15 protein-coding genes are annotated in these 17,995 nt (G+C 47.9%); 7 read left to right on the top strand and 8 right to left on the bottom strand.

The window, feature by feature from the left end; all coding sequences use genetic code 11:
• From tkt to BIZ37_RS23415, 7 genes are all read right to left on the bottom strand, one after another.
• Positions 1 to 1,580 (bottom strand): transketolase (gene tkt, locus BIZ37_RS23445; protein WP_187463563.1); only part of this gene is annotated, 1,580 nt, incomplete at its 3' end.
• 82 nt (positions 1,581 to 1,662) lie between these two features.
• Positions 1,663 to 2,613 (bottom strand): transaldolase, encoded by a 951-nt coding sequence (gene tal, locus BIZ37_RS23440; protein WP_187463562.1) that lies wholly within the window; start codon positions 2,611 to 2,613, stop codon positions 1,663 to 1,665.
• Between the two features lie 611 nt (positions 2,614 to 3,224).
• The gene (locus BIZ37_RS23435; protein WP_187463561.1) at positions 3,225 to 6,113 is read right to left on the bottom strand and encodes an ATP-binding protein; all 2,889 of its coding nucleotides are present in this window, start codon (positions 6,111 to 6,113) and stop codon (positions 3,225 to 3,227) included.
• 187 nt (positions 6,114 to 6,300) lie between these two features.
• Positions 6,301 to 7,791 (bottom strand): lactate dehydrogenase, encoded by a 1,491-nt coding sequence (locus BIZ37_RS23430; protein WP_370577592.1) that lies wholly within the window; start codon positions 7,789 to 7,791, stop codon positions 6,301 to 6,303.
• Positions 7,792 to 8,166: 375 nt separating this feature from the next.
• Positions 8,167 to 8,877, bottom strand: coding sequence for a purine-nucleoside phosphorylase (gene deoD, locus BIZ37_RS23425; protein ID WP_107300541.1), 711 nt, complete (start codon positions 8,875 to 8,877; stop codon positions 8,167 to 8,169).
• A gap of 63 nt (positions 8,878 to 8,940) precedes the next feature.
• Complete coding sequence (locus BIZ37_RS23420) at positions 8,941 to 9,111, bottom strand: XapX domain-containing protein (RefSeq protein WP_107300564.1); 171 nt, start codon at positions 9,109 to 9,111, stop codon at positions 8,941 to 8,943.
• A 443-nt stretch (positions 9,112 to 9,554) separates the two neighbouring features.
• On the bottom strand, positions 9,555 to 10,892 hold the full coding sequence (locus BIZ37_RS23415) for an amidohydrolase family protein (protein ID WP_187463560.1): 1,338 nt from the start codon (positions 10,890 to 10,892) through the stop codon (positions 9,555 to 9,557).
• Between the two features lie 164 nt (positions 10,893 to 11,056).
• On the opposite strand from BIZ37_RS23415, the gene BIZ37_RS23410 reads away from it, so the two are divergent.
• On the top strand, positions 11,057 to 11,575 hold the full coding sequence (locus tag BIZ37_RS23410) for a porin family protein (RefSeq protein ID WP_187463559.1): 519 nt from the start codon (positions 11,057 to 11,059) through the stop codon (positions 11,573 to 11,575).
• A gap of 105 nt (positions 11,576 to 11,680) precedes the next feature.
• On the opposite strand, the gene BIZ37_RS23405 is transcribed toward BIZ37_RS23410, so the two are convergent.
• A complete protein-coding gene (locus BIZ37_RS23405) occupies positions 11,681 to 12,091 on the bottom strand; it encodes a GNAT family N-acetyltransferase (protein ID WP_255526877.1) in 411 nt (136 codons plus the stop codon).
• 194 nt (positions 12,092 to 12,285) lie between these two features.
• On the opposite strand from BIZ37_RS23405, the gene BIZ37_RS23400 reads away from it, so the two are divergent.
• From BIZ37_RS23400 to BIZ37_RS23375, 6 genes are all read left to right on the top strand, one after another.
• Positions 12,286 to 13,059: a hypothetical protein gene (locus tag BIZ37_RS23400; protein WP_187463557.1), complete on the top strand. Its 774-nt coding sequence runs from the start codon at positions 12,286 to 12,288 to the stop codon at positions 13,057 to 13,059.
• Between the two features lie 156 nt (positions 13,060 to 13,215).
• Positions 13,216 to 13,422 (top strand): DUF3283 family protein, encoded by a 207-nt coding sequence (locus BIZ37_RS23395; protein WP_107300545.1) that lies wholly within the window; start codon positions 13,216 to 13,218, stop codon positions 13,420 to 13,422.
• Between the two features lie 224 nt (positions 13,423 to 13,646).
• Complete coding sequence (locus tag BIZ37_RS23390; RefSeq protein ID WP_107300546.1) at positions 13,647 to 14,372, top strand: response regulator; 726 nt, start codon at positions 13,647 to 13,649, stop codon at positions 14,370 to 14,372.
• A gap of 29 nt (positions 14,373 to 14,401) precedes the next feature.
• On the top strand, positions 14,402 to 15,847 hold the full coding sequence (locus BIZ37_RS23385; RefSeq protein WP_187463556.1) for an ATP-binding protein: 1,446 nt from the start codon (positions 14,402 to 14,404) through the stop codon (positions 15,845 to 15,847).
• A 4-nt stretch (positions 15,848 to 15,851) separates the two neighbouring features.
• Positions 15,852 to 17,099, top strand: a complete 1,248-nt coding sequence (locus tag BIZ37_RS23380; protein WP_187463555.1) for an ABC transporter substrate-binding protein — start codon at positions 15,852 to 15,854, stop codon at positions 17,097 to 17,099.
• Between the two features lie 198 nt (positions 17,100 to 17,297).
• Positions 17,298 to 17,819, top strand: coding sequence for a histidine phosphatase family protein (locus BIZ37_RS23375; RefSeq protein WP_158264593.1), 522 nt, complete (start codon positions 17,298 to 17,300; stop codon positions 17,817 to 17,819).
• The last annotated feature ends 176 nt before the right edge of the window (positions 17,820 to 17,995 follow it).

Raw genomic sequence — 17,995 nt, 5'->3', positions numbered from 1 at the left:
CGCTCCTGCTGAGCTAGGTTCTGGCGCGAGAAGATAAGCGACGTTGGGCCGTCTTTACGCTCGATAGCCAGTTTCCATGCTACTGCAGACTCAACCTGGTCACATGGGCGCCATGTGCTCATGTTCGGCGTCAGGCGTAGAGATGCCATCTGCTCAACCGGCTGGTGAGTAGGGCCATCTTCACCCAGACCGATAGAGTCGTGGGTGTAAACCTGGATGTTCTGCACTTTCATCAGTGCAGCCATGCGCATTGCGTTACGTGCGTATTCCATGAACATTAGGAAAGTTGCACCGTATGGTACGAAACCACCGTGTAGCGCGATGCCGTTCATGATCGCAGTCATGCCGAATTCACGCACACCGTAGTGGATGTAGTTACCAGAGAAGTCGTTTGCTTCTAGCGACTTAGAGCCAGACCACATAGTCAGGTTAGAAGGTGCCAGGTCAGCAGAGCCGCCCATGAACTCAGGAAGCATCTGGCCGAAAGCTTCTAGTGCGTTCTGAGAAGCCTTACGCGATGCGATGTTCGCTGGGTTAGCTTGCAGATCAGCAATGATAGCGTTCGCTTTTTCTTCCCACTGTGCTGGTAGCTCACCGTTTACACGGCGCTTGAACTCAGCCGCTAGCTCAGGGTGAGCGGCTTCATAAGCGGCAAGTTTTTCGTTCCAAGCGGCTTCTTTTGCTGCGCCTGCTTCTTTTGCATCCCACTCAGCAGCGATATCTGCTGGGATTTCGAATGGACCGTGGTTCCAACCTAGGAACTCGCGTGCTGCTGCGATTTCGTCGTGACCTAGTGGTGCACCGTGACAGTCGTGAGAGCCAGACTTGTTAGGTGAACCGAAGCCGATGATAGTCTTAGTACAGATCAGCGTTGGGCGAGGGTCTGCTTTAGCGGCTTCGATAGCAGCGTTGATAGCGTCTGCGTCGTGGCCGTCTACTGCTGGGATAACATGCCAGCCGTAAGCTTCGAAACGCTTAGGTGTATCGTCAGAGAACCAACCTTCAACGTGACCGTCGATTGAAATGCCGTTGTCATCCCAGAATGCGATCAGTTTGCCTAGGCCTAGCGTACCCGCAAGCGAACAGGCTTCGTGAGAGATACCTTCCATCAGACAGCCGTCGCCCATGAAAGCGTATGTGTAGTGGTCTACGATGTCGTGGCCGTCACGGTTGAACTGCGCTGCCATGGCTTTTTCTGCCATCGCCATACCTACGGCATTGGTGATGCCCTGGCCTAGTGGACCTGTAGTGGTTTCGATACCCGGCGCGTAACCGTACTCAGGGTGGCCTGGTGTTTTCGAGTGTAGCTGACGGAAGTTTTTCAGATCGTCAATTGATAGCTCGTAACCTGTTAGGTGAAGCAGCGAGTAAATCAGCATAGAACCGTGGCCGTTAGACAGCACGAAGCGGTCGCGGTCAGCCCACTCAGGGTTTTGTGGGTTGTGGTTCATGTGGTCGCGCCACAGTACCTCGGCAATATCAGCCATACCCATAGGTGCACCTGGGTGACCAGAGTTTGCCTGCTGTACACCGTCCATGCTCAGGGCACGGATTGCATTTGCCAACACTTTACGTTCCATATTTGTATCCACTATGAATTTGTCTTAATCGAAAAAGGAAGAAAGCGGCTATTGGCCGCTTTCTAAAATTATATCTGTAGGATTACAGGCGCTCTGCGATCATGGCTTCTAGTTTGCCCTGATCTACCGCGAAGTTGCGGATGCCTTCAGCCAGTTTCTCAACGGCCATTGCATCTTGGTTGTGTTCCCATAGGAATTCTGCGTGAGTCATCGCCGCTGGGCGCTCTTTGATCTCAGTCGCAGGCGTTAGTTTCTGAACGACTTCGCCTTGTGCATCTTCTAGTTCCTGAAGTAGTTGCGGGCTGATCGTTAGGCGGTCACAGCCTGCTAGCTCAAGAATTTCACCAGTGTTACGGAAGCTCGCACCCATAACTACAGTGTTGTAGCCGTGCTCTTTGTAGTAGTTGTAGATGCTAGTTACAGAGATAACGCCTGGGTCTTCAGCAGCTTCAAAATCACGGCCTTCTTTAGCTTTGTACCAGTCCATGATGCGGCCAACGAATGGAGAGATCAGGTAAACACCGGCTTCGGCACAAGCACGCGCTTGAGCAAATGAGAATAGTAGAGTCAGGTTACAGTTGATGCCTTCTTTCTCTAGCACTTCTGCAGCACGGATACCTTCCCAAGTAGAAGCCAGTTTGATCAGGATACGGTCATTGGTGATGCCTGCATCGTTGTACATTTTGATCAGCTGACGGGCTTTAGCAATGCTGCCTTCTGTATCGTAAGAAAGACGTGCGTCAACTTCAGTAGAGATACGGCCAGGGATCACATTCAGGATCTCTTTACCGATGTTTACTGCCAGCATGTCACAAGTGTCTTGGACTTGTTGTTCTTTGTTGTCACTTTGAGCTTTGGCGTAAGCAATGGCCTGTTCGATAAGAGGGGCGTACTCAGCAATTTGAGCTGCTTTCAAGATCAGAGATGGGTTGGTGGTTGCATCTTCTGGCTTGTACTTGCTGATAGCTTCAATATCACCGGTATCAGCAACAACAGTAGTTAGCGCGCGCAGTTGTTCCAGTTTAGTACTCATATCTTCCGACCTTATCCTCGTTGGGCTTGTATCAATGCTAGCTAAAATTCCTGCTAGCAAAACTATAATTACGTCTTCTTAACCTTTCCGTATCAGGCCAAAAACATGGTCATTGAGCGGATGGATCGCTTAAGAACAATTGATGCTTCGATAATTAGCGTTTTGGCATATTTTGTCAATCAAAAAACCGCGCAAAGTGTGCGTTGATCTCAAATTTCCCATGATTAAGCATATTTGAGTGGATATTCTAATTCGTAATGAGGATTTGTACCGTGGTTACATGAGTTGTCGGTGTGAGCATGTGATCGGGCTTGTGATCATTTGTTCTTGTTGTGAACGCCCAAATCTGAGTGTTGTAGAAAAGGTGCGCAACAAAAATCGCGCAGAAACACACTGGATGCATCATTACACCCACCTGAAGCTCTAGAAGTGGTTTGGAAAAGAAAAAATGCGCCCAATCCATATTGAGATCATTAACGATGGCATTGAGCACTTGCTCTGGGTTGAGATTATGCTCAGGGAAGGAGACCTGCTCTTTGGGGATAATTCTTACTACTTTCCCATCGGCTTCAATGGGAAAGTAGAAGATAAGTTTTTATTACCTTGGATTGCTACAGCAGGAATTCATCCATATCTTCGATATCGCCAAGCTGTTGGTGTATCTCATCAATGGTTGCTGTCAGTGTTTGGCACAGTGCATTGATTTCGTCTTGGCTAGGCCATTGATGCTGTTTCAGTTGCTTCTCGACCGTCATTGCCGTTTGCTGTACTTGGGTAGCGCTGACACTGCCGGCAACACCTTTAAGCGAGTGACTGACCAAGATCGCTTGTTCAAAATCTGCCTTTTCAATCGCTTGCTTTAGCTTCTCGACATCATTGCCATGCTCGGCGGCGAACATCTGCAAAAACTGCGAGGCTATGGCGTGGTCATTGTCCATCATGTCCAGCAGCGGGCTGAGTTCTATATATTGGAAATTTGCTGGGTCTAGGTGGTTATCATCCGCCATGTCTAAGTCTTCTGCCTCATTGATTGTAGAGGTAGAGGCCAACTCGTCGATGTCAGCCTCTGCAGCAACAAGTGTAGGTGATAGCTCTCTGGCTTTGCTCTCCAAACTTTCAACTTCATTCTCTGCATATTGGCTGTGAAGAGCAGCCATGCGGGTGATTTTGTGTTTGAAGCGCTGCAGGGCATCAAGCAGCTTACGCTCATCCAGCGGTTTGGTGATCATGCATTCGACGCCTGCTTTGAGCATATTGCGCTGGGTTTCTGCGAACACATCAGCAGTACAGGCAAAAATCGGTGTTTCACAGGCTGGCGATGGCAGTTTGCGGATCCTTTGGGTCGCCTCGATACCATCCATTACCGGCATGTGGTTATCCATCAAGATCAGGTCAAATGCTTGGTGCTCCAATACTTTCAGGGCTTCAGCACCATTTTCAGCTATCGATGTAATAAATCCTCGTTGTTTGAGGAAGCTTTCAATGATCAGTACATTGAGGTGGTTGTCCTCAACAATCAACACCTTGAGATTGGCAAAGGCTTGGCTGTCAAAGGTAATGTCCGTGCTTTCATCTGCGGTATATTGGCCTGGCTGTAAAACGACATCGACCTGGAATGAAGACCCAATACCTTGCTCGCTGGATACCGAGATATTCCCTCGCATTAGCTGGGCCAGTTGTTTGACAATACTTAGCCCCAATCCGGTTCCACCAAAGCGGCGACTGGTGGAGGCCTCTGCTTGGGCGAATGGGTCAAAGATCAGATCGACACGGTCGGCAGGTATACCAATCCCAGTATCTGAAACCAAGATATGTAGATATTGCTCACCATTCGATTCGCCTTGCGTGAGTGACAGGGATACCGATACCTTCCCTTTCTCGGTGAATTTAATCGCATTGCTGATCAGGTTAAACAGGATTTGGCGGATACGTGCCTTATCGGCATAGAACCACTGCCTACGGTCAAAATCACAATAGATATCAAACTCGATACCCTTTTCTTTCGCTAGGGAGTGGTAGGTACTTTCTATCGCCCCAACAAGATCGGTAAAGCAGAAGTGGGTTGGGTCCAGCTTCAGTTGCCCTTGCTCAATCTTGGAGAAGTCCAAAATATCGTTCAGTAGCGCCATCATGTGCTTGCCCGATTCAAGCAGGGTACGCAAATGTTGTTCTTGCTCTTTGGTCAAATCCGTTTTGAGCAGTAGTTGCGATAGGCCCAACATGCCATTCATAGGGGTGCGGATTTCATGGGATAAGTTGGCAAGGAAAGCGGATTTAGCCCTGTCGGCAGACTCGGCTTTATGCAGTGCTTGATTGAGCCGCTTGGTGTCATGGGCAATCTTATCCGCCCCCTGATTTAACGCATCATGCAATACCTTGAACTCATAAGGGCCCTTAAATCGCTCACTACGGCCATAGTTGCCCAGCTTAAATTGGGCGGCGAAGCGTGTGAGTGAAGCAATTGGCGCGGTAATGTGCCGGGTGAGCATCAACGACAGCACGACAACAATACCGGCTGTCAGCATCAGTGCCAGCATGAAGTATTGCTGGAGGTAATCGATGGTGGCTGTCACGGTATGCTCAGGCGTGATTGATGCAAGGTACCAGTTCGAACGGCCCGGCAGTTGGAAATTCAGTGGGGCAAGTGTGGTGACCATGGCCTGGTTTTGGCGGTTGGTAAAACCGTGCAGGTCGCTTGGGTTGTAAGCCTCTTTACCTTGCTGATTGGGAGTTAACTGCCCGCTTATATAAGCTTGGAAATCATCAAAAATCGCCAGGCTCTGGCCTTGATGGCGCCCTGATAAAATGATTTCAGCCTGATCGTTGATCAGCATGATGTAGTCACTGTTACTGATCCGTTCGCCAAGGAAGGTCAACTGCGCATTGAGTTCGTCGAGCTGATAGCGAATCACCAAATAGATTTCGTGGGTATCATCGGCATGATGCTTGTGGGTGACAGTGCTGATGATATACAGGTAGGCAATATCGTTTTGATATTGCGGCGGTGAAACAAGCAGGTTTGTCTTACCGCTTGTCAGGTCGGCAAGTTGCTGGTTGATATTTTCTAACCCTGCTTGCTCAAGTCTGGCTGTAATATCATAAGGTTCAGAGTCGGTTGAGCTAGCCACAACGGTTATGCCTTGCTGGTGTGCCTCTATAAGGTCTATTTGGCTGAAGCTTGGATCGACCTCAGACAGCTCTTTGAGGTAGTTGCTAATGAAGGTTTGCTGTTGAGGGTTATGACCTTCATCGTGTGCTTGTATCGGCAACTCGAATACAGGGGAACTGGCCAGCTTACGCACGCTCAACACACGCTGGTCAAGGATATCATCGAGGTTATGTGCGGCGAGCTCGGTTCGGCTACCCAAGCCTTTGGCAATCTGCTCGGTAGCGACGGTTGTGAGCTTATCGCTGCTGAGCCAATTGTAAATAAAGGCGGGTACAATGCCGATAATGAGCATACTTCCGAGTAAAATCGGCTTAATTCTATTGGGTATCATCCGTGAAAATCCATTCCGTTACAGCTGGCCGCTCAATGGGCTACCTACTCTTAATGAGCGCTTTGTTAAGAGTGTGATATATCTTCCATGAATTGATCAACTGCAATAGCGAAGGGATGGGGAGAAATTGGATCTCCCCATCATTATTTAGCTTTTGGGTGTGGTTATGCCAGTAAGGTGTGAGAAATCAGCTAAGGAGCTGTTCCAGTGTGAGCGGGGTTGCGATGAGCCCCATACGCTGGGCGGGGGTAATACCTTCTTTATCTTGGTGGCACAGGTTGTGCCATGCCCGGTAAATATCCAATAGCGGCAGGAGGCCTCCAGGACGTAATTTACGGCGCGGCTCATTGATGAACTGGCTGAACTGATCTTGGAAGCGCTGCTGGTAGCGGGTGATCTCTTTGTGCGTTGCGACTTCTAGCCATTTACCTTCATTTTCTTTTTCACCACCTAAATGGCAGATCCCTTTGCTGATATCATCAAAGCGGGTAAACGCCCAGCGGTCGCGCCACCAACCCATCAATACGATATCGATGCGACCTGCTGGCTGGCCGTGCTGCCATTGAGGATCGGATTCGACATAAATAGGATGAACAGTTTTGTCTTTGATGCGATCGCAAAATATCGAGATGCAGGCAGAGCGCAGCAAAGTTTCTTGCGGCATAAAGATAGCCAACTCTTCATTTTGGCTAAGCATTTGCTGCAAATGCATATAGTGGGCATAAACCGTGTATTGCGGCCGGATCAAACACCCCTTCGACGGGTAATTCAATCGTGGTTTGCTCGAGAGTGGGTCTTCAAAATTAGGGCGAGCCATAATTTGCCGGTATACCGCATCAATATGGGCAAGCAAGCCTTGTGGAGCAGATGTTGGCGCTTCGGCCAATTGTGCGGGTGGGGCCGCCATAAACCGAGCACCGTCGGTAAACGGGTCGTGCCACTCGCTTGATTCCTCATGCTCCTCAGGTTGGTAGTTGATGTCTTGCGCCAGTACATACCCAGATTCGGCTTCACAACTCGCCACCCAAAGCACACCGTTCTCGCTGTTAGGTTGTAATTCACTAATATCTGATGCTAGGGAAAGGTCAGGTGAGTGCTTGACCAAGCGAGCATCAAACATCGCAAGTTGGCGGCGGCAGCGACTGGCAATATGAGAAAGCTGATCGTAGAACGATTTAGGATTCATATTGAGCCGACGGCAGATATCCCTGACGGGGTAGCCAGTAAATAGCATAGCTAATAGCTTCTGCTGAATTTGGTTTTTGCCATTGAAGCCCGACCAACGGTCTACAAATGTGGTTTGACAGCATTTGCAACGATAGCGCTGGCGATCGCCGCTGAAGCCAAAGGCATGGTAAAGGTGACGATGGGTCAAGACCGGAAGCCCGAGGTTTTCACATTCGGGGTTGTTGCATGCCGGCATGCCGCTACTTTGTTGCTGCTTTAAGCGCAGAGCTTCTTCCACCACATCATGGTTATTGATAATAGGCGGGAAAGCACCACATTCTTTACAAACCAACATCGGCTTGTTCGGGTTGTTCCGCTGCAGAACATAATTATGGGTATCTGTGGAACCGAAATTAGTGCAACTAACGGTTTTACAATGATTGAGTTGGTGACCGTTACAGGCTTGCGGAAGTAACGAAGCGTGGTTGTCGATGCGGCGTGTATTCATCATGTCAGCCTAACCTTATCCATGGGCCTAAGCAACAAGCGCGTTATGTGAATTGTTTGGCAGGGGAGAGCCCATAAAAGGGGGTGGTACAGAGCAGGTTTCCCTGCTCTGTACCATTAGTGTCTACAACGGGCTTTGACTTAACATCTGCGCCGGCCTTCTATATAGAGGACCATTCAAATTGTGTAAGACGCCACATTTTACAAAATTTTGAGCTGCGTGATAGCAAGGCAAAACTGTGCTGTAGAGACTAATAATTCTCGCTGTCTGTCATACCGATACCATCTCAGGAAATGGTATTGGTATGAGTGGTATACCATGGTGGAGCGTGAAGGAGTGGCCGATGAATCGGGGTTACACCGGCCACAGGTAGGTTCGTTACAGCTTGATAGCTGTTTCCAGAGCAACATTCATCATCTGAGCGAATGACTTCTGGCGATCTTCTGAGCTTAGTTTTTCACCACGCTTGATGTGGTCAGAAACAGTCAGGATAGTCAGCGCTTTTGCACCAAGCTCTGCAGCAACGCCGTAGATACCTGCTGCTTCCATGTCTACGCCTAGCATGCCAAGCTTTTCCATCTTGTCGAATAGGTCAGCTTCTGGGCTGTAGAACAGATCAGCAGAGAAAACATTACCGACACGTACAGGAACATTTTGTGCGCGAGCTTCGTTAACAGCGGTCTCTAGTAGGCCAAAGTCAGCGATAGCAGCGAAGTCATGGTTGTTGAAACGAATGCGGTTAACTTTAGAGTCTGTTGACGCGCCCATACCAATGATCACATCCATCAGTTTAACGTCGTCGTGTACCGCACCACAGCTACCTACGCGAATAATGTTCTTCACACCGAACTCTTTAATTAGTTCGTGAACGTAGATAGAGCATGATGGAATACCCATACCGTGGCCCATTACAGAGACACGCTGGCCTTTGTAAGTGCCGGTGTAGCCGAACATATTACGAACGTCACAAACTAGCTTGACGTCTTCAAGGTAATTTTCCGCAATGAATTTCGCACGTAGCGGGTCGCCTGGCATCAGGACTGTTTCTGCAAAATCACCAAGTTCAGCATTGATATGTGGGGTAGCCATAATTCACTCCAGGTATGTTGTTTGTACGTTATATTGTCGCTGTATCGTTTTAAGAACGTGTACTTAAGAGAAAAAACGCTCAACGATGCTTTGGTAGGCAACGCCACCAAGGTAAACACCGACGATTCCCATAATGCCTGGTAGCACCGGTGGCGCAGGCAATGGAAGTTTAATGGCCGAGAAAAATAGACCAACAATTAATCCTGCAAAAGTCGCAAGCAGAATCTCACTCATGTGTTTACCCTCTATATTCATTGTGTTTACGGCGTTGGTAGGCTGCTCTATCGGCGCCTTAATTTGTATTGCCGTTTTGATGGGTAAAGTGTAAGCAAGCGTGTCTTCAGATCTCGCGATCCTGATCACATTTTATTGAGCTGTTAATCAAAAATAGCCCCTTGATTACCAAATCTGTTGAAAGAGTGAGAGGTATCGTTTGCGTAAATGGAGGGTGAAAGGCATAAACAACAAATGCAATTATTAATCAAATTATTGATAATTATAGTTTTAATTGGTCTCCAGTATTTGCTTAACTTAGATGAAACCACACTGAAACCGTGTGAGTAAAAATGTGACTTTGTAATGCATTTCATTGGGGCGGTGAACTCAGATGAGTTCAAAATCACTCATTTTTTATGGTGTGCTGTGATGACTTTTCTGTGTTTTTTGCTCTTTAGGACTTAAGGTTTATTACCCTCAGAGGTTAGCGTTGAGGGACGGCGATAAATAGTCTTACCCTGCTTGATAGTCTCGATAATTTCGATATCCCGAATCAACCCCGGTGCAATTGACATAGGGTTATCAGAGAGAATGACCGCGTCGGCTTGTTTACCAGGCACTAACTCGCCTTTGTTGTCTTCTTCGAAAAACTGAAATGCGGCTTGTTCGCTCATGGCTGTCAGTGCTTGTAGTGGGGACAAACGTAATCCACTTCCCATTATTTCCTCATCTTTGGTCACTCGGTTGACTGCAGACCAAAGCGTGAAAATGGTATCGGGTGGTGTCGGGCCGGGATAACAAATATTGCTAGCAGGCAAATCATCCTCTAAAGCCTGCTTAATAGGACTTTGTCCATTGGCACGGCTAAGGCCGAGCTTATCAATATCATCTTCACCTTCTTGATAAATATTGCTGGTGTCAAAACAGGCGACCAATCCCAACTTGGCATATTGCTGAAGTTGGTTATTGCGCATGAACCGGGACATCATGACAACATGGCGCTGGTCTTGCCCGGCATTGAGTTTGAGATCATAACTGGCTTGGATGATGGCATCGATAGCGGCATCGCCCATTGCATGAACAAACAGCTGGAGTTCATTTTCGACCACCAATTGAAAGGTGTTTTGAAAAATACTGAATGGCATCAGCGGTTCGCTACGCCAGTTTGATTCAGGCAAGGCTGGATCTTCTTGGTAGGGATAGGCCATCCAGGCGGAATAATTGCTGGCTGTACCGTCGAGGGCAAGAAAGAAGCCGGGGACTTTGAGTCGGTTGTTGTATTGGCCAAAGCTGACTTGATCACTGTCTACCAAGGCTTCCATCTCACTGACGTTGGGTATTGCAATAATATCTAACACCAATTTGTTGGCGTTGGCTTGGCTCTGCAATGTAGCTAGTGCTTCATTATTAATTCCGATATCGACCAGTGTCGTTATACCTTGGCTGGCAAATAGCTGTTGTACTTGTTCGATATCGCCCTTTTGCTCAAGCAGTTGGGAGAACTGGCTATTACCGGCAATAAAACCGGGGATCATAGTGTTGCCATCTAAATCTATCATTTCTGTGAGATCGCCTTGGTGGCGCTTGACACCAATGCGCGTGCCTATGGCTTGTACCCGGCCATTTTTGAAAGCGATAGCTGTTACTTTTTCAGCATGGGCCGATAGTGTGAGAATGTTGCCATTGAAATAGATAGTGTCGGCATCAGGCGTATCATCGGTACTGTCGCAAGCTGCCAGTATTAGAATGCCAATGCAAATTAGGAAATGCCTGAAAGCTGATTCTAAGGTGATGGGCATAGTAGCGGTGACCCTCCGGCAATAGGCGAAATACTCATCCAGTTTTTTGAGTATAGGCAGGGTTGAGCCGCTGCACGGAAAACAACAATGGAATTGGTAATTTGCTGCATTTCGCACTACCCATAATAAGGACGTGGTTGGTTTATTTGCTAAGGACTGGATGGATGAAAAGAATAGGGTTAGTGGCGACATTATTACTCTGCGCAGCACCCGTTTCGGCGGATTTATTGGGGTTCTCTGTTGGGGCGACGGTAGGTGGTGCGAGGGTTGAATATGAAGGTAACGATGACTACGGCGTCGAGTATGGCATCAATGGCTCCTATCATATCAATGATATGTTCAGCATTAATGCTGGGGTGGTACAAGGCAGTGCAGATGTCGATGCGCGAGGGGGCAACGCAAAGAATGAGATTGACTATACCGCGTTTCCATTAACGTTACGGGCTGATTTACCTCTAGTGATTGGTAGCGTTTACGGCAAGCTTGGTACCAATTATTACGACTACGATATTGACCGCTCCGGCGTGCCTCGAGAAAGTGATGATGGCTGGGGATTTGCCGGTGGCGCTGGAGTGGTGTTCACTATGCTGCCATTTATCGACCTTTCATTGAATTATGAATATCGCGATATGGGAGATGTAACCAACAACTCCATCCTGTTTGGAGTTAGCGCAGGTCTCTAATAGCGAGATCTATTTCTTCACGAACACCTTGTGTCCACACTGACCATGCCTTGTTGGTCAGTGTGGGAAGTTTGGACACTGGCCAACAAGGTATGGCTATAGCTGCTAAAGGATCAACTGAAGCCTCAACATATCTTTGTGTTGGATACCATTTTCCATGACCGGTTCATCATAATTATCAAGGAAAAAATCCTTGTCGATTCCAACAACCCGAAAGCCCTCACGCTGATAAAACGCCAGCTGGTAGCCGAATGTACCGGTTCCCAAGACCAACTCTTTGGCTTGCTTGCTTCGAGATTCAGAAATCACATACTGCAATAATTGACGGCCAATGCCAGATCCTTGCTGGGTTGGTTCAACAGCGATATTCATCAATTCCAATGTGGTTTCAGAGCGAGGCTTTAATACGCATACGCCCACGGTCTTGTCGTCAGATAGAACGGTATAGATGTCACTACCACTGAGGTATGTTTGTATCTGTTCTGTACTGGGATCGGCTTCTAGTAACAAATCCATTGGTGCGAGTTCGGCGGGAATGCTTTTAAATTGCAATTTTGGCATAACTGATAAATCACATAACAAAAGTTGTTCGATTTTACCGCATTGCGGCGCATTTAACCTCTTTTACAAAACAAGATTCTGATCACCATAATGAAGGCCGTTTTTTTGTACAATGAGGTCAGTCCAGAAACCACCCCCGGAGGTGCCCAATGAGCAACTATGAGCATTACCAATCCACAGTTGAACAGGTATACCGGGCCATTATGCGGAAAGTCGCTAAACCCTGGCACATCGAATATCTTCCTTCGATGGAAAATAGCCAACAGGCTCTCAGGCTTGTCTCTCCCAAAGGCACTATTTGCCAACGTCTTACCTTACCGACTTCATCCGCACAGCAGTGTTGGCCCAATCAAAGTGATGTCAGCCAGCAGATCACCGAGTTTGTGGTAAGGGGAGCAGCCCGCTTGGCGCCGCTTCGTCAGAGTGCTTTTAGAAATAATTTCCCATATTGGTTGGAAAACTGTATCCAGCAACTGCATTCGTTGTGTGACGTCAAAGAGAAGCTGCTAGATGTTGTCAGCAATGTACGCTTCCCCTATCCCAGCCAGGTGAATATTGAAGGTAACTTCCTCCCTTGTTGGGTGTGGAATGAAGATCAGGGTTACATGGCAGTGTCTGTTGTAGACCGCCGTACAGGACGTTTTTCTGGACTACGTCATGTGGAATCGGGCCAGCTGATTGAGCAGGAGCGTTGGTTGGGGGCTCAGGTGATTGATTCCGTTGAAGAGTCAATTGATACCATTGAGCATTATGTCAACGAACTGATTCAGTCGCAGAAGAAAGTCGACTTTGATGAGCCGACCTTGGCAGATGCGATCAGCAACCCTTGTGCGGCCACATTAAGTCCGGTAGCCAGTGTGGCGCTGACGCTTGCAGTGGTGGCTGGGTTTTTTATTACCTTTAAGTGGTTACTCGGTTTTTAGCCTTTCTTGCTGTTTGTCTGACCAAGCCCGTATTTTCCCATGTTAAAGATGGAGAGACTGCGGGCTTTTTCATTGGCTTTGCCACAAGAGAATCTTGGGAATAACGGGGGATTGCGATAAAATTGCCACCGTAATGATCGGGGTAGGAGTAACACTGTGCATAATTTAACGTTGCTTTCTGAAGCAGAAAAAAATCGAGTAGAACTGGACAAGCAAGCGGCCTATTCCGTTTGGCAGGTAAAGAACGGCAAGAAAGGCTATGAGGTCTTTGCTGAGGTGACGAACAATATCGCGGATGATGATGAGCGAGAGTTCTTTGAGCAAGCGGTTTCGAAGTACAAAATCAAAATGGGTGTCGCATAAGCTTTAGCCGCATATGGCTGATAGCAAGCGTTTGCTACATTTGTCATTTTTATCTATTCAGATCATGATTATAAGGCGCAGTACGCGCCTTTTTTGATTCAGTTTGATATGTTAGCGCACTGGTATGTATTTGGCGCTAATGTATTGCTTTTTGGCATGATGTTGCCCGGAAGAATGTGTAGTCAAGCTTGGGTAACGCCTTGCTAGGGCAGAAGGAAGAGATAATGAGCACAAGCAAGAAGGTTCTTGTTGTTGATGATGATCAGGAAATTCGTGAGTTGCTTGACGAATACCTCACCAAGGCGGGCTTTACGGTCATTACCGCTGCTGAAGGGGAGGAGATGAAACGCCGTCTGGCAATGGGAACGCCTGATTTGATCTTGCTGGATGTAATGATGCCTGGGGATGATGGTTTTACCCTATGCCAATACATTCGGAAAACTTCTGATGTGCCAATTATCATGCTGACAGCGGTGTCGGATGAAATGGATCAGATCATTGGCTTGGAGTTAGGGGCGGATGATTACATCGCTAAACCGTTTAGCCCACGACAACTGATGGCACGTATCAAAGCCTTGCTGCGCCGGGTAAAACCTACCGAAGCCCAGCAAATGCCGTCTGCGCCAAAGGCGATCCGCTTTGCAAACTGGCGTTTAGATACAGCCGCCCAGCGTTTGTATGACTTGGACAAAGAAAGAGATTACGAGTTAAGCGGCAGCGATTTTGCGTTGTTGATGTTGTTCTTGACACGTCCGAATGAAGTGCTTGATCGCGATACCATTTCATTTGCTACCCGCGGTCGTGAGGCAACCCCGTCGGCCCGCAGCATAGATGTGCAATTAAGCCGTTTGCGTCAGCGTTTGGGGGACAAGGGAACCCAGCAACGTTTGATCAAGACAATCCGTGGTAATGGCTACTCGTTCAATGCCGAGGTTACCTACGAGGAATAAATCCCCTCGCACTGTTTGTGGTTCTATCTATGAATATTAGAAAGTGGTGGCCGAAGTCCCTGTTGGCCCGCACGCTGTGGTTTACCCTGCTAGCGGTATTTCTTGCCCAGGTCATTGCAACCAGCATTTGGTATGGGCAGTCAAAGCAACGTGATTTGGAAGGCTTGGAGTCGGCATCGGCCAGTATGGCTAATATGTTTGCTTCGACGGTGACCTTCTTCCAATCTCTCCCTCTGGAATACCGCCATATTGTGCTCGATCAGCTGCGCAATATGGGAGGAACCCGTTTTTTTGTCTCATTCAACCAAGAAGAGATCTTGATTGATCCTATTCCTGACTCTTTGATGAAGAGAACAGCGGTTGGGGCCTTTGAAGAGGTGTTAAGCGAAAAGCTCCCCCGGCTTGATGTGATCCGAGTTGAGTTCTCCCGTCCAGAAACCTTACATGTTCTTAAAAATGATATCTTGCTCAGCGATCTGCCTCGCTCTTGGGCGCACTATACCCTGAGCCTTGAGCCGTTCAACCCTCCCATTTTGGTGGTGCAGTTGGAGCTGGCTGAAAACGAGTGGTTGTATATTGCTGCATTGTTGCCGGCGCCGTATGTCACGTTGGAAGATGAAATTATCACTGGCCAGCAACTGGTGTTCATGGTGTTTATGACCGCGCTGCTGCTGGTATTCACCTTTTTAATGATCCGTCGACAGACCAAGCCATTAAAACGGTTGGCGTATGCAGCCAATGCCATGAGTTTTGATATTTATCAGCCTCCGCTCAAAGAAGAGGGGGCTACTGAGTTAGTGACCGCAACCCGGGCATTTAACCGGATGCAGTCGCGGGTACAGCGCTATATCGATGATCGCGAACACCTGTTTTCATCCATTTCTCATGATTTGAAAACACCTATCACGCGCTTGAGGCTCCGTGCTGAACTCATTGATGATGATGCCAAGGTTGAGAAATTCAACCGGGATCTTGATGAGTTAGAGATGATGGTGAAAGGGGCGTTGCAGACGGTGAAAGACACCGATTTGCATGAGAACTTGGCTCAGGTGGATTTGAAAGAACTGCTTTTCAGCATAGCTGAGCGACACAACCAGCATCAGATGAAAGTTGGAATTCCTAGCACCAAGATAGCGCCGTTTATGGGTAAACCATTGGCGTTGAAACGCTGCTTTAGCAACCTAATTGATAATGGCGTGAAATACGGTCATGAGGTGAGCTTGATCATCGTTGATGAGAAGGACTCCTTGATCCTGATTATCAAGGATAAAGGCCCTGGGATTCCGAAGGAGAAACTCGAAGCGGTATTTGAACCTTATGTCCGAGTTGCCAAAGATGACGAAGGCCATGGTTTGGGATTGGGTATTGCCCGCAATATCATTCATGCCCATGGCGGAGATATGGCAATCCATAATGCGGTAGATGGCGGGTTGGAAGTGAAAGTCTATATTCCCCGCTTGTTAAAAGAAGATTAAGGCAATGAACACGAAACACACCTTGATATCGGCTTTGATGATGCTCACTAGCAGCGTGGTATCTGCTGGGGAAGTGGAAGTCTTACACTGGTGGACATCCGGTGGCGAAGCCCGATCGGTCTCTTTGCTAAAAGATAAAATTCAGGCTCAGGGGAATCACTGGAAAGACTTCGCTATCGCAGGGGGCGGTGGTGAAAGTGCGATGACGGTACTTAAAACCCGTGCGGTATCGGGAAACCCACCATCGGCAGCACAGATCAAAGGCCATGATATTCAGGAGTGGGGCCGCTTGGGCTTCTTGACTGATTTGAACGATGTTGCCGCAGAAGATAACTGGTCGAAAATCCTACCGCCGGTCGCCCGTCAAATTATGATGTATGGCGGTGACTATGTCGCTGTACCGGTCAATATCCACCGAGTCAATTGGTTATGGGCCAACCCTAAGGTGTTTGCTAAAGCAGGGGTTGAGGTACCAAGGACTCTCGACGAGTTTTTTGTCGCCGCAGATAAAATTAAACACGCGGGATTTGTCCCTCTGGCTCATGGTGGTCAGCCATGGCAGAACGTGACCTTGTTTGAAGCGGTTGCCTTAGCGGTACTAGGTCCTGCTGATTACCAGCGTGCCTTTGTTGAATTGGATATGTCGGTACTTGGCGGAGATAAAATGGTCGATGTATTTACCCAGTTCCGCCGCATGCGTGATTATGTCGGCGCAAATTATCGTGGTCGAGATTGGAGTACCTCGACAGCCATGGTAAGCAGTGGCGAGGCGGCCATGCAGATCATGGGTGACTGGGCTAAAGGTGAATTCGAAGCTGATGGTAAAGTGCCTGGTAAAGATTATTTGTGTATGGCCGCACCGGGTACACAGGGGTTATTTACCTACAACATAGATAGTTTTGCTTTCTTTAAACTGACTGATGAAGCCAACAGTCAAGCCCAGAAAGATTTGGCAAGGGCCATTCTGGATAAGGAGTTTCAATCTTCATTCAACCTTAGTAAGGGGTCGATCCCGGTAAGGATGGATATGGATTTGACCGAGTTTGACCAGTGTGCCAAAGATTCGCTGGTGGTATTCAAGCACAGTAGTCAATCTGGCGGTTTAGTACCGAGTGTGTCCCAGGGGTTGGCGACAACCAGTTATGTGCAGGCAGCTATCTTCGATGTGGTCAGTAATTTCTTCAATGCAAAAATGGCAGACCCGGAGCAAGCTGCAGACCGTTTAGCAAGGGCGGTGAAATCAGCCATGTAGTCGTTTGATTTTGCTTATTTCATTGAAAGGGTTGCCTTATTGGTAGCCCTTTTTTGTATTCGAAACAGCCTTCTCCTTTGTGTTTTATATACTTATACCAATCATTCCGAGAATATCGGGACGTATAATAGTTGAATATAGGCTATTGCTTGGCTGAAAAGACTGGGTGATTAGCCTGTTATGCTAGGGGGGAGAGCAATGAAAGTATTGTTTTTGGTCCGTCATGCGAAGTCATCTTGGGACGATCCGTCCATTGATGACCATGAGCGTCCTCTTAATAACCGTGGCCTGAAAAACATCCCGAAGATGGTCCACCGTTTGAACGGGTGGCAGCAGGGGCCGCAGTTGATTGTCACCAGTTCGGCACTGCGAGCGTCTCAAACGGCTTATTCGTTTTCTGAAGGTTTGGATTGCTCACCCAAGCTAGAATCTGATCCTAGGGTTTATACCGAGTCCGCGTTTGAACTGATGGATATCATCCGTGAAACCAGTGATGTGGTCGAGCGCTTGATGCTGGTGGGCCATAATCCGGCGATGACCGTACTCGCCCAGATGTTCGGTTTCAAAGAAGATAACTTGCCTACGTGTGGGGTATTGGTGTTTGGTTTTGAAGTTGATTGTTGGCAGGCGATAGCTGAGGAGCAAGGGACCTTGTTTTATTATGATTATCCCAAGCGGGTCCGGCATGAAATATTGGGCCATGAGATTGATCGAATATGATTCGGATATCCATATTCTGCTGAAATGGCAACCATACAGATTTTGTGGTGTTTACAGTTGAAGGAAACCGCTATATCATACGCCGCACTTACGGAGAGATGGCTGAGTGGTTGAAAGCACCGGTCTTGAAAACCGGCATACGTTAATAGCGTATCTAGGGTTCAAATCCCTATCTC

The sequence above is a fragment of the Photobacterium sp. BZF1 genome (assembly GCF_014349205.1).
Taxonomy (GTDB): domain Bacteria; phylum Pseudomonadota; class Gammaproteobacteria; order Enterobacterales; family Vibrionaceae; genus Photobacterium.
The sequence above is the reverse complement of the archived record's forward strand: the minus strand, read 5'-3'. Positions and strand labels throughout refer to the sequence as shown.

Excerpts from the sequence above, each read along its gene's own strand:
- tal (WP_187463562.1), bottom strand. The coding sequence starts at position 2,613 with ATGAGTACTAAACTGGAACAACTGCGCGCGCTAACTACTGTTGTTGCT.
- BIZ37_RS23435 (WP_187463561.1), bottom strand. The coding sequence starts at position 6,113 with ATGATACCCAATAGAATTAAGCCGATTTTACTCGGAAGTATGCTCATT.
- BIZ37_RS23430 (WP_370577592.1), bottom strand. The coding sequence starts at position 7,791 with ATGATGAATACACGCCGCATCGACAACCACGCTTCGTTACTTCCGCAA.
- deoD (WP_107300541.1), bottom strand. The coding sequence starts at position 8,877 with ATGGCTACCCCACATATCAATGCTGAACTTGGTGATTTTGCAGAAACA.
- BIZ37_RS23420 (WP_107300564.1), bottom strand. The coding sequence starts at position 9,111 with ATGAGTGAGATTCTGCTTGCGACTTTTGCAGGATTAATTGTTGGTCTA.
- BIZ37_RS23415 (WP_187463560.1), bottom strand. The coding sequence starts at position 10,892 with ATGCCCATCACCTTAGAATCAGCTTTCAGGCATTTCCTAATTTGCATT.
- BIZ37_RS23410 (WP_187463559.1), top strand. The coding sequence starts at position 11,057 with ATGAAAAGAATAGGGTTAGTGGCGACATTATTACTCTGCGCAGCACCC.
- BIZ37_RS23405 (WP_255526877.1), bottom strand. The coding sequence starts at position 12,091 with ATGGATTTGTTACTAGAAGCCGATCCCAGTACAGAACAGATACAAACA.
- BIZ37_RS23400 (WP_187463557.1), top strand. The coding sequence starts at position 12,286 with ATGAGCAACTATGAGCATTACCAATCCACAGTTGAACAGGTATACCGG.
- BIZ37_RS23390 (WP_107300546.1), top strand. The coding sequence starts at position 13,647 with ATGAGCACAAGCAAGAAGGTTCTTGTTGTTGATGATGATCAGGAAATT.
- BIZ37_RS23385 (WP_187463556.1), top strand. The coding sequence starts at position 14,402 with ATGAATATTAGAAAGTGGTGGCCGAAGTCCCTGTTGGCCCGCACGCTG.
- BIZ37_RS23380 (WP_187463555.1), top strand. The coding sequence starts at position 15,852 with ATGAACACGAAACACACCTTGATATCGGCTTTGATGATGCTCACTAGC.
- BIZ37_RS23375 (WP_158264593.1), top strand. The coding sequence starts at position 17,298 with ATGAAAGTATTGTTTTTGGTCCGTCATGCGAAGTCATCTTGGGACGAT.